The sequence below is a fragment of the Paracoccus everestensis genome, assembly GCF_021491915.1.
Taxonomy (GTDB): domain Bacteria; phylum Pseudomonadota; class Alphaproteobacteria; order Rhodobacterales; family Rhodobacteraceae; genus Paracoccus; species Paracoccus everestensis.
The window spans coordinates 1824263-1839513 of the sequence record NZ_CP090836.1 but is presented as its reverse complement, the minus strand read 5'-3'; the positions used below and the strand labels follow the sequence as shown (position 1 = coordinate 1839513).

At 62.0% G+C, this 15251-nt stretch carries 12 protein-coding genes; 4 read left to right on the top strand and 8 right to left on the bottom strand.

Annotation, left to right across the window (positions count from 1 at the left end):
- Positions 1-50: 50 nt before the first annotated feature.
- Genes LZ585_RS09070 through LZ585_RS09060 form a run of 3 tightly spaced genes read right to left on the bottom strand, consistent with a single transcriptional unit; the run spans position 51 to position 2220 of the window.
- Entirely contained in the window at positions 51-941 is an 891-nt protein-coding gene (locus LZ585_RS09070; RefSeq protein WP_234853269.1) for a DinB/UmuC family translesion DNA polymerase, read from the bottom strand.
- A gap of 12 nt (positions 942-953) precedes the next feature.
- On the bottom strand, positions 954-1577 hold the full coding sequence (locus LZ585_RS09065) for a Y-family DNA polymerase (protein ID WP_256445612.1): 624 nt from the start codon (positions 1575-1577) through the stop codon (positions 954-956).
- Positions 1510-2220 (bottom strand): ImuA family protein, encoded by a 711-nt coding sequence (locus LZ585_RS09060; protein ID WP_234853267.1) that lies wholly within the window; start codon positions 2218-2220, stop codon positions 1510-1512. Before LZ585_RS09060 ends, LZ585_RS09065 begins: the two co-directional genes overlap by 68 nt.
- A 486-nt stretch (positions 2221-2706) precedes the next feature.
- On the opposite strand from LZ585_RS09060, the gene LZ585_RS09055 reads away from it, so the two are divergent.
- Entirely contained in the window at positions 2707-5568 is a 2862-nt protein-coding gene (locus LZ585_RS09055; RefSeq protein WP_234853266.1) for a calcium-binding protein, read from the top strand.
- 126 nt (positions 5569-5694) lie between these two features.
- Here the strand turns inward: LZ585_RS09055 and LZ585_RS09050 are convergent, their stop codons facing one another.
- The 3 genes from LZ585_RS09050 to LZ585_RS09040 form a co-directional block, all read right to left on the bottom strand.
- The gene (locus tag LZ585_RS09050) at positions 5695-6747 is read right to left on the bottom strand and encodes a hypothetical protein (RefSeq protein WP_234853265.1); all 1053 of its coding nucleotides are present in this window, start codon (positions 6745-6747) and stop codon (positions 5695-5697) included.
- Between the two features lie 648 nt (positions 6748-7395).
- Positions 7396-8223, bottom strand: a complete 828-nt coding sequence (locus LZ585_RS09045) for an alpha/beta fold hydrolase (protein ID WP_234853264.1) — start codon at positions 8221-8223, stop codon at positions 7396-7398.
- A gap of 5 nt (positions 8224-8228) precedes the next feature.
- Entirely contained in the window at positions 8229-8489 is a 261-nt protein-coding gene (locus LZ585_RS09040; RefSeq protein ID WP_234853263.1) for a peptidoglycan-binding domain-containing protein, read from the bottom strand.
- Between the two features lie 260 nt (positions 8490-8749).
- Here LZ585_RS09040 and LZ585_RS09035 point away from each other — a divergent pair, with 260 nt between their 5' ends.
- The gene (locus LZ585_RS09035) at positions 8750-9136 is read left to right on the top strand and encodes a septal ring lytic transglycosylase RlpA family protein (RefSeq protein WP_234853262.1); all 387 of its coding nucleotides are present in this window, start codon (positions 8750-8752) and stop codon (positions 9134-9136) included.
- Between the two features lie 373 nt (positions 9137-9509).
- Complete coding sequence (locus LZ585_RS09030; protein WP_234853261.1) at positions 9510-10085, top strand: thermonuclease family protein; 576 nt, start codon at positions 9510-9512, stop codon at positions 10083-10085.
- A gap of 33 nt (positions 10086-10118) precedes the next feature.
- On the opposite strand, the gene LZ585_RS09025 is transcribed toward LZ585_RS09030, so the two are convergent.
- Together LZ585_RS09025 and LZ585_RS09020 are read right to left on the bottom strand one after the other, a co-directional pair.
- Complete coding sequence (locus LZ585_RS09025; protein ID WP_234853260.1) at positions 10119-10544, bottom strand: phosphohydrolase; 426 nt, start codon at positions 10542-10544, stop codon at positions 10119-10121.
- Between the two features lie 373 nt (positions 10545-10917).
- A complete protein-coding gene (locus LZ585_RS09020) occupies positions 10918-12300 on the bottom strand; it encodes a poly(ethylene terephthalate) hydrolase family protein (protein ID WP_234853259.1) in 1383 nt (460 codons plus the stop codon).
- Between the two features lie 819 nt (positions 12301-13119).
- Between LZ585_RS09020 and LZ585_RS09015 the strand changes: the two genes are divergently transcribed.
- On the top strand, positions 13120-15057 hold the full coding sequence (locus LZ585_RS09015; protein ID WP_234853258.1) for a hypothetical protein: 1938 nt from the start codon (positions 13120-13122) through the stop codon (positions 15055-15057).
- The last annotated feature ends 194 nt before the right edge of the window (positions 15058-15251 follow it).

Below are 15251 nucleotides of genomic sequence, written 5' to 3'. Positions count from 1 at the left end.
TAAGCAAAGTTCAGCCTCGAACTCGCATCACTCGGTCATGGGGTTCCGGCTCATCCGAACACCCCATGCAGGAACCAGCGGTGGCTGCCGGTCTCACTGTTCTCGCCGTCGCCGGCCCGGAACACCCAATAGCGTTCTCCCGCCTCGTCCTCGATACGGAAGTAGTCCCGGACCGCGATCAGTTCAGCATCGCGCTTCCACCATTCGCCGAAGACCCGCTCGGGTCCGTCGGCGCGGGCCATCTTGCGACGGATGCCGCGCCAAGCGATCCAGACGGGGGGATGGTCGGGTAAGAGCGCCAGGGTCTCGTTCGGCTCGGGCCGGGGCAGGAGGCGGGAAGGCCGCGGCCAGTGATCGGGCCAGCCGACACCGCCCGGTTCGGAGAGGGCCGGAATGCGGGTCACAGAGCGCTCCGGCACGTCGCTGGGCACCGGGGCCATGCGGTAGACGCCGCGGGTGCCGACGCGGTTGGCCAGCACATCGACCAGCCCGGAAAGATCGGGAGCGGCGGTTTCCAGAAGCGAGCTGGCCATCTGCCGGGCTTCCAGCGGCTCTACCATCACCGCCGTCAGCGACAGGATGTCGATGCCGAAGCCCGGCGCGATGGTCTCGATCTTCTCGCAGAGGAGCCGGGTCAGCCGCTGCGGGTCGCGCTGCGGGCGGGCTAGACCCAGGCGCACCGTCTGGACATGGGCATCGACCCGCCAGCAAAGAAGATCGAGCTGCCTCGCGCCAAGGCCGCGTTCTTCAAGGGCACCGCAAAGCTTCACCACCAGCTTGCCGATATAGCGGGCGATGGTCTCGGCGGCAGCGATCGGCTCGGCAAAGCCGCGGCGCACCTCGACGAGGTCCGCGGGCCGCAGCGGCTCGATCGGCTCGGACGCCTGCCCCAAGGCCTGATCCAGCCTGCGGCAGAGGTCCAGGCCGAAGCGCCGGGTCAAAGGTGCGCGGGGCTAATGCAGAAGATCGCCGATGCAGGTGAAGCCCAAGGTGCCCAGGCTGGCAAGTGTCGCGGGCAGCAGCCGCAGCGCCGCAAGGGGTAGGGGGGCGAGTAAGGCCTCGGCCACGCCCGGCTCGGACACATGCATCGGTTCCGCGACATGGCGGGCCAGGGCATGGGCGGCACCCCAGCTATCGGCGATGGCTGCCCGAGCGGTCACGCCCGACATCACCAGCCTGCCGATTAGCGTCTCCAGCATGGCCTCTTCGCCGCCATGGAGATGATCAGCGCCAGTCGAGTCGATCACCAACCCGTCCGGCGGATCGACTGCTACGATGGGCAAGACCCGCTGCAAGACCCAGAGCGCCAGCCGCTCCAGGGACACAGCATCGGCAGCCGGATCATGAGGCACAACCTGCAGCCCCGGCACCAGCGCCTGGGCCTTGCTGACCGGCATGCCGACGGAAAGGCCCAACTCCTGCGCTACCGAACAGGCCGCGGTCACCAGCCGGCGATTGCCGACCCGGCTTGCCAGCACCAGCGGCCTCTCGTCCGACGCAGGTGCCTCCTCAGGCGCTGACCGCCTGAGCCGGTCGATCGGCCAGAGCGGCAGGGTGACCGATATGACCCGTGCCATTACACGCCTCTAGTTCAATATCGAGAGAATCGCTTGCCCGTGCCCGGATCAGATCGATGAGCCAGCGGGCCCGGGCGAGACCGGGGACGGGCAGGGGCGCGGAGGGCAGGACCGAGATGCGCCAGCGCGTCATCGCCGCCGTAGGTTGGCCGAAGTCATAGGTGTCCTGCTGCCTGCGCCAGCGGCGCAGCGCGATGCCGGGGGTGCCAGGTCCTTTCGCGGCGAGATGCAGCCGCCGGGACGCAGTCATCGAGAGCCGCGCGACATCGGCCACCACCGCGCCCAAGCCACCATGGCGCAGCCCGTCCTCCATGCAGGCCAGCACCGAGACGTCATCGCCGGCCTCCACATAGATCACCCGGTCCGGGCCGAGACCCGCCTGTGTCACGCACCAGAGAACCTGTCCACGAAGACGGGCGACGATGCCGGCCGCAAAGCAGGAGGCCGCAGCCCCATCCACCGCGCCGTTGCCGTCACCTGCCACCTCGTGCAGGCAGCCCAAGGCCAGTCTACCTCCCGGCAGGCGGCGATCAAGCGCCGGTACGCCGAAGGGCAGCACCTCGCGTGTCGGTCCGCTCTCACCCTCCATCCGCGCGATCTGATCGCACAGGGCGGCTATTGCGGGGTTGAAGGACGGGGGCATGACGGAGGGCACCCAGGAAAGCGGTTGCAGACGAAAAGTTGGAGTTCCTGTTTTGTTCCGATGGGGTGGGTGCTGTCAACCGGCCCCCAATCAATGAGTTGGAGATATCTTCCTGACCTGTTCTCGAATGCGTTCGCAACAACAGCGGCTGAGATAGATTACATCGGCGATAAGGCCCGCAATATGACTGCCCCGCGTATGAAAGGACGGCGATATCGCAGCAGAAGACGCGAAGGGCGGAAAGCGGCGTGATGCAATTGTGACAGCGCACAATAACAAAGGTTCCTTGTTATGAACGATGGACGACCTGGGACAGGTCAAAGGCTTTCCCGTTCTCTGATGTTCGACGCGTGTGCTCTTTCGATCTTGACATAACCGGACGTTAAGCCTGTTTTACAAAAGCTCTTGAAAGCCTTACGAAAGTGCGCCTTTGCTCTGGTGCGGAGAAGCGCCGTATTTCGCTTCGCACAAGCTCAGGTTTTTTCCATGGTTGACACTGCTCCATCGCAGATCACTTCTCTCACCGTTCCTTCTATCCTCGACCTGCGCAACGGCCAGATCGAACTGACTTTAGCGGCAAGCATCCAGGATCCAGACGGGATAGATTATGTGGTTGTCAACTATGATCGACCACTTGCGACGACCTCGGGATCATACAATTTTCAGATCATTCACGGATGGGGCAGCGACTGGGCCGATGGTAGCCACAGCTATACCGAGTCGATCCTACCCCACAACATTGCAGGTCCTCTGAATATCACGGACATCGAGGTCGTGGACCTCGAAGGCAATCGGACGACGATCCCCGCCCAGACCTTGCGTGACCTTGGCTTCAACACCGAGATTATTGTGCACAGCGTCGATGCAGATATGATCGCGCCGGTGCTCACGGAACTAAACCTGCCTAAGCATGTCGATCTGAGCAGCGGCAATACCGTCGTGGAATTCTCTGCTGCAGGTAGCGACAGTAACGAAATCGATCAGGTGTGGATCTGGTTAGATCGCGATCTAACGTATAGTTTCGGCGTCAGTGGCGCTCCATCTTTCAGCGACTGGGATCTGGCTGGAATTTTTGGAATGACGTCAGACGACTGGTCTGACGGGCGGGCTTCTTACCAGTATCTTTACTCTGCGGCTAATGCTGCTGGCGTCGTCGACATAGAACGCGTCGAGATCCAGGATGTTTACGGCAACAACCGGACCTACACCAATTCCGAGTTGCGCGCCCTGGGATTCGACACATCGTTCGAATTAACTGGATCTCCGCCGCCCTTGCTGGCCACCTATGTGGACACCTTACCAGAGGTGATCACCATTCGCGAAGGGCAGACGCTGGATCAAGCACTGAACTTTACAGGTATGATCAACCACTGGGTTAGCTATAGCTACGAAACGTCAGTGCTCGGTGGCACGGCATCGAATTATGACCTCGGAATGCTCGCCGGAAGTAACTGGATCAATGCTGTTTCGACGTTCCCTACCAGTAGGACTGAGGCACTTTCAATCTCGGCCACCAGAGACGGCATAGCCGAGGAGACTGAGACCGCTTATTTGACGGTGCAACTTTCAGGCAACATGACCTTCGCTGATGGCGGTAATATGCAGGTCATTCGGATCGATATCATTGATGACAACAAGACGGTTGGCGGTCAGGGGAACGATACCCTGCGTGGCACCTCGGATGCAGAGGACCTAATCGGTGCGGGTGGAAATGATCAGTATCACATTTCCTTCGGTGACCGTGTTGTTGAGCTTGAGAACGGAGGGAATGACACCGTCCACACCTCCGTCTCCCATGTCCTCTCGGCAAATGTCGAGAACCTGGTCCTGACAGGCAGCGCAAGCATCAACGGTACCGGCAACACGCTGAGCAACCGTCTCACCGGCAATGCCGGCAACAACCTCCTGAACGGTGGCGGGGGTGCTGACACCCTGGCCGGCGGTGCCGGAAACGATAGCTACATCTTGGACAACGTCGGCGACCGGGTTGTCGAGGCCGCCACTGCCGGAACAGACACCGTCCACACCTCCGTCTCCCATGTCCTCTCGGCAAATGTCGAGAACCTGGTCCTGACAGGCAGCGCAAGCATCAACGGTACCGGCAACACGCTGAGCAACCGTCTCACCGGCAATGCCGGCAACAACCTCCTGAACGGTGGCGGGGGTGCTGACACCCTGGCCGGCGGTGCCGGAAACGATAGCTACATCTTGGACAACGTCGGCGACCGGGTTGTCGAGGCCGCCACTGCCGGAACAGACACCGTCCACACCTCCGTCTCCCATGTCCTCTCGGCAAATGTCGAGAACCTGGTCCTGACAGGCAGCGCAAGCATCAACGGTACCGGCAACACGCTGAGCAACCGTCTCACCGGCAATGCCGGCAACAACCTCCTGAACGGTGGCGGGGGTGCTGACACCCTGGCCGGCGGTGCCGGAAACGATAGCTACATCTTGGACAACGTCGGCGACCGGGTTGTCGAGGCCGCCACTGCCGGAACAGACACCGTCCACACCTCCGTCTCCCATGTCCTCTCGGCAAATGTCGAGAACCTGGTCCTGACAGGCAGCGCAAGCATCAACGGTACCGGCAACACGCTGAGCAACCGTCTCACCGGCAATGCCGGCAACAACCTCCTGAACGGTGGCGGGGGTGCTGACACCCTGGCCGGCGGTGCCGGAAACGATAGCTACATCTTGGACAACGTCGGCGACCGGGTTGTCGAGGCCGCCACTGCCGGAACAGACACCGTCCACACCTCCGTCTCCCATGTCCTCTCGGCAAATGTCGAGAACCTGGTCCTGACAGGCAGCGCAAGCATCAACGGTACCGGCAACACGCTGAGCAACCGTCTCACCGGCAATGCCGGCAACAACCTCCTGAACGGTGGCGGGGGTGCTGACACCCTGGCCGGCGGTGCCGGCGATGATAGGCTGATCGGCGATAATGGAAGCGACGCCTTAATGGGCGGTGCTGGCAGTGACCGCTTGGTAGGTGGACTAGGTAAAGACTACCTGACAGGCGGCCTCGGAGCAGATCAATTTGTGTTCGGTAACAGGCTTGAGTCAGGTATAGGGGCAGTGGGACGGGACTTAATTTCCGACTTTAACCGCCTACAGGGCGACAGGATAAATCTAGCCTCTATGGACGCAGACCTGCACCTCTTCGGCAATCAAGCCTTCGCGTTTATTGGAACGGCAAGCTTCTCAGGTTCTGCAGGCGAACTGCGTTATCAGCGTAGCAACACCACCACCTTGGTTCTGGCAGACACAGACGGAGACAGTAGAGCTGATTTTTCGGTTGAACTCTCAAGACTGGTCTCGCTGATCGAGCAGGACTTCTTACTCTGAAATGCGTTACCAGTGCATGAGGGTTAAGTTGGGCGCAGGCACACGAGATGGTCTACCCAGTGTGAGCATTGTCTGAGCGCGCTGCAGCATGCTGAGACAAGTGAATGGCGGCTAAGGGCCGTACCCTCAGATCACCAGCCCGGGCTTGCCGCCGCCGCAAGCTGGGCATTTGCGTGCGTGGATGTCCGAGCCGTTTGCTCCGTAGTTCAGCCCGCACTGCCCGCAGCAAAGGTGATAGACCTGCTGGTTGTGGTCCGTACCAGCGCGGCCTGTTGGAGCAATCACCACCTGACCATTGGGATTGCGATATCCAGGTCTTGTAGTTCCTTTGGCTGAGCGAGAGTGCTGAGACCTGACTGCCTTGCCCGCCGCTGTTTTCGAGGCAGGCGGTTGGTCTGACATCACGCCGAGGATCCAGCCCTCGTGCCGCGCAAGACGGGCGGTGGCCTCGCTCAGCCTTGGTGCCAAAGCCTCAGCCAACCGCCCCTCCGCATCCGCATCGCGCAGCCATGATGCTGTTGAAAATGCGTCGTGTTGATCAGGTGTCCGGTCCTCTGCAGTATATGCGGCGCTGTAAAGGCGGGGATAGGCTTCGACCAGCGCCGAACGGTTCTGGGGTATCTCCCACCCATCGAACGGCCAGACGTGCAGGTTCGGCAGCGCACGGCGGATACGGCGCAAGAAGGGCAGGCCAGCATGGGTCGATTTGGCGACTTGACCTGTGACGTCGAAATGAAAGACTGACTTTGCTCGGGCCAATTCCTCCACTCTGCGGCGCCAGCGCGTCTCACCAGTACGGCGGGCTGCCAGCGCCGCGTCTGCATCCCCCTGATGTCTCAGAAAGTCGACGTAGAGGCTGGGTGCGTCCGTAGGCCAGTGATGATGGAAGTCGTTGAGGAAGACATCCCAGTCGCGGGACAGGGCATGCTTACTGAAATAGGCCTCGGGAAAGGAGAAGGCGTGGTCGATGCCCACGATGGTGGGGATGGGTTCGGCGAGGCGCTCGATCAGCCATATGGAAAGCCCCCGGCGCGTCCAGTAGCGCTTGGGGCCTGGTGGCGGGGCGATCTCCAGGGCAGAGCCACCGCCTTCGGTCTGATAGACCCGCAGGCCCGGGAGGCTGGAGTCTGCCGTTTCCGCTCCAGAGTAGTCGATCCCGATGGTGCGCTGGAACTGCATGACGTCCTCCCTCTCCGCAAGTCTCGTTTATTGGGCCAACGCGATCCAGGGTCGAGATCGCGGATCAATACTGACTAGATGCGGACTAAAATGCAGCCGCTGATCGACGCCAAACGAACTCCTCTCGTATACACCGGCCGCAGGAAAGTTGGGGCTTGAAAAGCAGCGCGAGCAAAACGGGCCGCGGAAGGCAAAACCGATCGACGGGTTTTCAGGCGGTCGGTTCGTGCGTGTGAAGTTTGCCACCTGCCTGTGGCGCCTAAAACGGACAGGGCAGCCTAATGCATCCGGTGCGGTCCGTCCGTTGCTAAGCGCCTTGATTGGCTGAGCAAAGTGATGCGATGGCAGGGGACACGGTGTCGTAGCCTTAGGCCACGTACCGAGCGATGTGTTTTCAGGCGGTCGGTAGTCAGGGGGCCGGCCTTGCTATTCGGAATGCCACCGCTACGTTCGATGCGCTTACCTGACCCTGGACTTTGCTGTTTCGCCCTTTGCACTCTGGCTGGTACGAACCTGCAGACCTTAGGTGCGACGCCGATTTCTACCCGCAGCTGAAAATGCCCGCGACAACGCCCACTGCATCAGGAAAACTAAGATAAAAACCCGAGAGGGGAGGGAGCTTGAAGCTGTTCGCAGAAGCCGGCTGCTTCAGGCAGTTGTGGTGCTGCCTGTTGACGCGATCCCCTGCCGGCTCAGACGCAGTGCTTCATCCGGTGCGTCCCATGAGATGTAATGGCCGGCCTGATCCACCCAGTGGAGCCGCGCCTCGGGAAACGCCTGCATCGCCTGCTCGGCCTGCCGTGGCAGCAGCAGCCGATCCTTGCGTCCCCAGACGATCGTCACGGGCCCCGGTGTACTCGCGCTTCCTTCCTGTGTCGGCCCTTCGGCCAGATCGCGCACCAGGTCCTTGAAGGTCGGGGTGCTTGCAAAGGAACGAAGCTCCCGCAGCGCGGTATCCTGCGGAACCTGTCCTGGCTTTGCTGATATCTGTGCCAGAAGGGCAGCGCGACCAACTTTGTAGCGTGTCAGAACGGGAAGCGCGCGGCGGGCGATCCTCGAGATATTGCCACCAGCAATGAGCGACGCCTTAAGGTACTTCCGCTCCCTGTCATTCCAGAAGCCGCCCGGGGCAAGTGCGACCGTGGCGCCGACAAGGCCGCGGCGGGCCATCTCCAGAACCACTCGTCCGCCCAGCGACATGCCGACGGCAGCGATGCCTTCAAAACCTTCGGCCCGGATGAAATCGGCCACTTCATCGGCGATGCCACCAAAGGTGCGCGAGCCAGGCGTCACAGGCGACGCGCCATGGCCTGGCAGATCCAGCGCAATGACTTCGTTCGTCATCGCCAGATCGGCAGCAAGATTGTCCCATGAGGCGATGTTGCCGCCGAGGCCGTGCAGCATGAGTAGCGGCTTTCCCGAGCCTTGGCGGGTAAAGTTGAGTGTCGAGGCGGGATTGGGCACTTGCGGCTGCATGGGGTTTAACGCGGCGAGTCCGGGAAACGATCCAGGCGGGTTCGCGTCGGCCGGGATCCGCGACAAACCCTTATCGCGCGCCGTGTCCCCGCACCGAAGACCGCATCGATGCGGGCTATGTAATAGCCACGCGCAGCGAGTCTACGCTGGATGGCGGCACGGGCGGCCTGCGTCAGGCCAAGCTGTGCCTCAGCCTGAGCGCTCTGTTCTCCGCAGCGGTTGCTGTCCTCCAGCGTGGAAGGCCACGAGTCTGTGTGTGAAATCATAGGGTGTCATAAGGCCTCACCACATTCGAAAGAGGCGCGCTCGAGGTCGTTTCGGGCCCATTCTGTCAAGGGAGCTGCGCGTAACGTTCTAACGACCTGCCCTGGGTGGCGGATATCGGCCGGCCGCGACTAGTGCGTTTGGCGAGGTCTCGCTTGAACCGGGGAGCGGGTGGAACCGCGGCCATGCTTTCATTGCCTCGGGAGCCGTCAGCGTCCAGACGGCACCTGACAGCGAGACATGTCCCAATCCGAGGTGACCCTTGATCAAGCCTAAATTCATTCGCCGGGCTGCAATTGCAGCGATTGCTTCTTTAGCGATGGTACCCGTCGCTTTGGCGCACGAAGGCGGCTCTGCTGGGAAGCAGCAAGCCGGAATGGCGTCCTGGTACGGACCCGGCTTCCACGGGCGCCAAACAGCGAACGGGGAAACCTTCGACATGAACGATCTGACCGCCGCTCACCGGACCCTGCCTTTCGGAACGCGCGTTCGCGTGACGAACGAAGCGACTGACGAGTCGGTTGTGGTGCGGATTAACGATCGTGGTCCTCACGCACGTAGCCGGGTGATCGATCTTTCCAAGGAAGCGGCAGAGGACATTGGCCTCGTTTCAACCGGTGTCGGCCGCGTGAAGCTCGAGGTGCTCTGAAGCGCTCGACGACGGAGCGTCATTCCGGATCAAGCGGAGCTCTCTGTTTAGCAGACCGGAACAGGAAAGTGAGGCATAGACGGGCGTTCTCATTTCCCGGTGGCCTTGGGACGGGTCTCGCATCCAGATCGCCTTTCAATGCGCTTTCGTCCGTACGGCTCGCATGTCCTATAGCTTTTCCTCTGCCTTATCTGACTCATTTAGCCATCCCGTTTGGGCGCCCCTTTCGAGACCCACCGCCAACCGGGGCCTACTGTTGTTCAGATCTGCACCCTATGGATGCCGCTGGGCCCACATCGCCGCATCTCCGTAGACCACCAATCGTGAGCGCTTGGGTATTGCCGATGCTCTGCGCCTGTTAGACACCGCTGGCATGAAGAAGAGCCGTAAAACAAAGCGCCGTGCAGGCCCAAAGGTTTGGCTTGCCGCTATTGCCCTTGTCGCTGCGCTGTTCCTGATCGGAGATGGCAATCCGCAGCTGCGCCAAGCGCTGACAGAGATGCTGCAGGAGGTCATCACCGGCGAGCCTCTGGCCGATCAGCAGGCAGGGAATGCCACTGTCATCGACGGCGATACGCTGGACGTGGCAGGAGCCCGTGTGCGGCTTTTCGGTATCGACGCACCTGAAGCGGGACAAACATGCCGGCGCGCTGGTCGGAACTGGGCATGCGGGGCAGATGCCGAGAAAGCGCTTGTTTCCGCCATCGCTGGGCGGGGGGTCAGGTGCGAAGAGCAGGACAGGGACCGCTATGGACGGATCGTCGGGATCTGCCGGGCAGGGGCAGAGAACCTGAACGCGTGGATGGTTGAGAGCGGCTGGGCTGTCGCCTATCGGCAATACGGCGGCCCCATCTATGATCCGGAGGAAGTCGTGGCCCGGGTGGCGCAGCGTGGGATCTGGAGCAGCGAGTTCGTCTTGCCGTGGGACTGGCGGAAGGGCGAGCGCTGAGACCCAGAAGGCGTGCCGGAAGGCTCCGCCTCTTTACTCGGGCGACATGCCCAGCGCCCTGAGCGCCTCTACGTATTTCTGCGACCGCTGCACATCGGACTGCGTGGGATCCGCGAGGCGGGTCATGTCGAGGTTGTCGCGCAGGTCCGCGATCTTGACGGTCCGCGCGATGGGATTGCGCGCCGCGCGGTCCACGAAGTCGACGTAGGTCTCGCCCTCACGCCGGGTCATGGCGTCAACCGCGGCCACCAAGTCTTCTGACAGACCCTCCCTGCGCAGGTCCTCGAGCGTCCACTCGCTGTCCTCGACCAGATCGTGAAGCACAGCCACGATTTGCTCGGGCCTGGTCGAGCAAGCGTTCATTACCCGCAGCGGGTGCAGGATAAACGGCTCTCCTGCCTTATCCCGCTGCCCACGATGAGCACCGGCTGCGATCTCTATCGCGCGCTCCAGATCCATGGCTGCATCCTCCGGCTGACTTGGCGGCCAATTGTAGAGGAAAAGCGCCCCGCCAGTCACGGCGGGGCCAGTTCCAACAGGGAGTTTTGCTCAACGGTCGGCCTGCCGCCTTGTTCCAGCCAGTTGCAACGAGTGGCACCGACCTTGAGCGGCAGGTGCGAACCGCGAACCGGGTGCGAACCCCGATTTTGGAGGTGCAACTAGAGAATGTGCGGGACAAAGCCCACCGCATACGTGACTGCCCGGGAAGGACCCAAAAAGAGCGGGGTCTCAGGTCGAATGCAGGGGGCGGAGCTAAGACTGGAAACAGGAAGGATCTGTTGATGGCGGATTGGCACGGGACCTGCATCCCATGCCACTAAGACAAGGACAATCACGCCTTCCTGTTGCGCCTGCTGCGGAGAGCGCCAAGGCCTGCGACTGACACCCCCAGCAGCCAAACCGATGCTGGCAGCGGGACCGGCGCCACTTCGGCGCTCAGGACCTCATACCGGAGCCCCTCGGCAGCGCCTTCGGGAAAGCCGAACCAATAGGTGTGATCGTCCGTGAAGGCACCGCTTTCATCGACCGACCAGACGCCGTCGCTGCCATTCGCTTGGAGGTCGAGATATCTCTGCATGGCTGAGTTGCCCTTCAACTCAATGTCCATCCAGGCAGTTACAAAATGCTGGCCGACATTGTTCATGAACACCGTGTCCCAGACCGGATCGGTATAGTGGCCGGACACGCCTGCGGCATAGCTTTCGATCGGGGCCGGGATCGGTGCTACGGTATTGTGGCCACCACCCTCGAAGGTCAGCAGCGAGCGGTCGACGCTGGTCGCACCTTCCCAGATCTTGCGGATACCGTTTTCGTAGCCCGAGGTCTCATCGTCCGAGCCGGCAATGAACAGCATCGGTATCTCGATCCCGGCCAAGCCTTCGGCATCCCACAGGCCGACATTCATGCCCCAGGGGCCGATGGCAACGGCGGTCTTGATGCGGGGATCGGGCAGGGCGTCATGCGTTTCACTGCCCTCGCGGTGGATGGCCAGCGTGTCCTGGGGGCCGAAACCTACTGCGTTCTCGCTGAGGCCGCCGCCGGCCGTCACGACAGCGCCATACCCGCCCATCGAATAACCGATCAGGCCCGTGTTGTCCGTGTCGATCAGCCCGGCCACTCCGGAACTGGCGTCCGCATTGAGCCGCGCCATCTCGTCCAATACGAACAACTGATCCAGCGGCCGGTTGACCAGTGTTGACGCGAAGGCACCCTGATCGCGGTAGGTCGAGTCGGTATGGTCGATGGAGGCGACCACATATCCTTTCGAGGCGAGGTTCTCGGCCAAATGGGACATTAAGAAGCGATTGCCAGGGTAGCCGTGGCTCATCAGGACAAGCGGGAAGGGGTTCGTCTCCGGGGGCGGCGCGGCATTGCGGATGGCGCGCCCTTCCAGGGTGACCTCGGTTACGCCGTCGCGTAGATAGGTGTTGAAGGATGTAGCGCCGATCGAGTCCGTTGCGGCCGGGTACCACATCTCTACCGTCAGCGGCCGGTCATATCGCGGCAACTCTGCGGGTTCTTCGGCTGAGGGGTCGATAGCGACAATGTTGATCTGGTTCTTGTTGACCAAGTCGAACTGCCTCACCCCGACGGCATAGCTGCCATAAGGTGACAGAGCAGGGGCATTGGGCGCCTGCCCGTCGATCCGATTTTGAGCGGCAAGCGGCGTGGCCGCCGCCGCCAAGAGGGCGGCGCTTAGAGCGATACGTATCATTGGGGTTCCTCCTCAAGGTAACTTATGACGACATCTGTCTCTTCCGAGGACAGTGACTTGGCAGTGATCCTCGGCGAGACGTCCGGCTCTGCCCCAGCGCCGGGCTATGTGCTGCAAGACGAGGGGTAAATGCTTTCGAAACCATCCGAGCATTCCGTTAAACATGTGAGGGCGTGACCAAGTACATTCGCAGTGTGCAGTTGGTTAACGCGTCAACGCAATGGTTGAGTGACGGTGCTAAGAGGCGCGACGATTTCCAAAGAGTGCCGATCCTTTCACGCCGAGCCTTTTGCGCTTAGCTAGAGGTGTGATGGCGGTTCACCATGATCCGCCCAAGGGCACCAGCGCATCTGTCCTGTGAGAGATCCAGCGCTTCCACGAGCGGGGTCCACATATAGCCTGTGTCAGGTACCCCGTGAATGAACAGCTTCATGACGAGTCCCACACGTTTCTTTGCGATGGTTGGACCGGATCGGCAAGACGATCTGTCAGTACCACTGCCAACGCACTCTGCGCCGGTAAGGATCCGGCCTTGGCATCGGCAGACCGATTTTGGCCGCGGGGTCCTTACAGCGTCTGGGCAGACAGGTGTCTTGCGCTGCTCACTGCGTGCGGCAGATGAGGGATGACAATGCTCGTGAGCGGAGACACGAGCATGGTACTGAGGACCCCAGGCGTAATCGTATCCTACAAAATGTGCTACATGCCCGTTCAATCACCGGCCCCACTCGTCCCGCAACTGTCCTGCGAATAACCGCCGGTCCGCAACCGTCAGATCCTCTCGGCTTTGTAGATCGGGTCCGGAGGTGGTATTTATGGATGCAGACGCGTCAGAACGGCGCGCATTTAGGTGGTACAGTTATGGTTCAGCCTGCGCGAGAACCGCAGCACCAGCCTGCTGCTGATGCTCCGGTTGCCAACTTACTGCCCTATAATCCCGAAGAATGGAAACAACGGGTAGCGGCTGCCCGCGCAAAGCGAGAGGAAGTGCTGCGGCAGCGTGCGGCAGAGCAGCAGCAGGCGGCCGAACGCGGAAGCGTCAGGCCTTCCGAACGCGCCGACCTGCCTATCATGGTACCGACGCCAGCCGCGCCGGTACTCATAAGCGCTTTTAAAGACGAGCAGCCAGAAGCCGCAGGCCCCATACCCTATTTCTTTGGTTCGCGTCAGGTTCTTGCGGCCTTGGCGCAGATAAGGGGAAAGACCCCTTTTGGCGGTCGTGTGCCTCCGATGCTGTTGGGGCTGGTGATTGGCGGCCTGGCAGGCGCCTCCCTTGTCAGCATTGGCGCCATCCGCAACAGCGGTATCGATCTGGAAAGCCGCGGTGATCTGCCTGTTTCCGCGGCTGGTCCTTCCGTGGATGCTGCGCCTTCCTATGCGACACCGGTGACGGCGCCGCCTTTGGCGACTTGGTCTCCAGGCCGTGGCGTTGTACCGTTTGCCGATGCACAAGAGACTGCCTTTGCATCACTCGACGTGTTGTCTGCCCCGTCATCTCGTGGACTGGAGCTGCCTGCCTTAGCGACAGCGGCTGCTGCGCCCAGCATGCCAGCGATTGCCGCACGTCCTATCGCTTCCGAACAGCCCGGCTCCGGGACGAGCCCCGAGATGGCCACAATGGCACTCGACTCGGCTTCCGGGGAGGCCAAACAGGCACCCTTTGTGTCACGGCCACAGCTTGCCCGTCCCCCGGTGCCGGCGTCGGATGCCAGCCCTCAGCTGCTGTTGTCGAATGCGGAAAAGCCAACCATGCGCTTGGCCGTCTATGTCCCGGAGCGTCTTGCGGGCGAGCGGCGGCATCAGACGATGACGCGGCTCTCGGAAACAGGATGGTCGCCCGAGGAAGCATCGACACCCTTCACGATCGGTGAGACGCATGTCCGGTATTATCACCCGCAGGATCGGGCGGCAGCCGAGGAACTGGCAGCTTCGCTGAACACTCAGGCGCGGGACTTCGTCAGCTTTACGCCGTCTCCGAAGGAGGGCTACCTGGAGCTGTGGCTGGGCGGCCAAGGAGCGCCTCCAAAGCCCAAGGCTGTCGCTACGAGGAGAGAAACGCCGGCACCCGTCCAGGCCAATGGGGCGGGCCGCGGTAATGAGGTGCCGCAAACGACCTCTGGTGTCCGCAGACGGGCGGCCTCAAGCGGAGGAAACAACGAATGGCTGCGAACCTCGAACAGCCGCAATCTGGCTGGCGTCAGGAATAGCACCGAAGGCAACAGCGGGAGCAGCAAAGGAGGCGCTGGCGACGGTATATCCAGCGACCCCGGAGGCACTGGCGGCGGCAGCGGCAGTGCGGGCGGCAGCGGAAACGGCGGCAGCAGCAATGGCGGCAGTGGCAGCGCGGGCGGCAGTGGAAACGGCGGCGGCAGCAATGGTGGCAGTGGCAGCGCGGGCGGCGGCAGCAGCAATGGCGGCAGTGGCAGCGCGGGCGGCGGCGGCAGTAACGGGAACGGTGGCGGAAACGGAAACGGAAACGGCGGTGGCAACGGTGGCGGCAACGGCGGCAGTAACGGGAACGGTGGCAGTAACGGAAACGGCGGTGGCAACAATGGCGGCAGCGGAAACGGTGGCGGCAACGGGAACGGCGGTGGCAATGGGAACGGCGGCGGCAATGGGAACGGTGGTGGAAACGGAAACGGCGGCGGCAATGGCAACGGTGGCGGCAATGGCAATGGCGGCGGAAATGGCAATGGCGGCGGAGGCGGAAACGGCGGTGGCAATGGGAACGGTGGCGGGAAAGGTGGCCGGGACTAAACCCAAAACTCGCACCGTTCAAACCTCCTTATTGTAGGCGGCCCTGACCTATCGGGACTCGGTAACCTGACGCATCTTGCACACGAGGCTTCGGGGTCGTGCGGGCAGACATGGGCCATGCGCGTGAACGATCTTTCCATGATCCGCCAGACCCGGCAGGAGGCCTGCCTTGCCATCGGCAAGCACTGGCCATC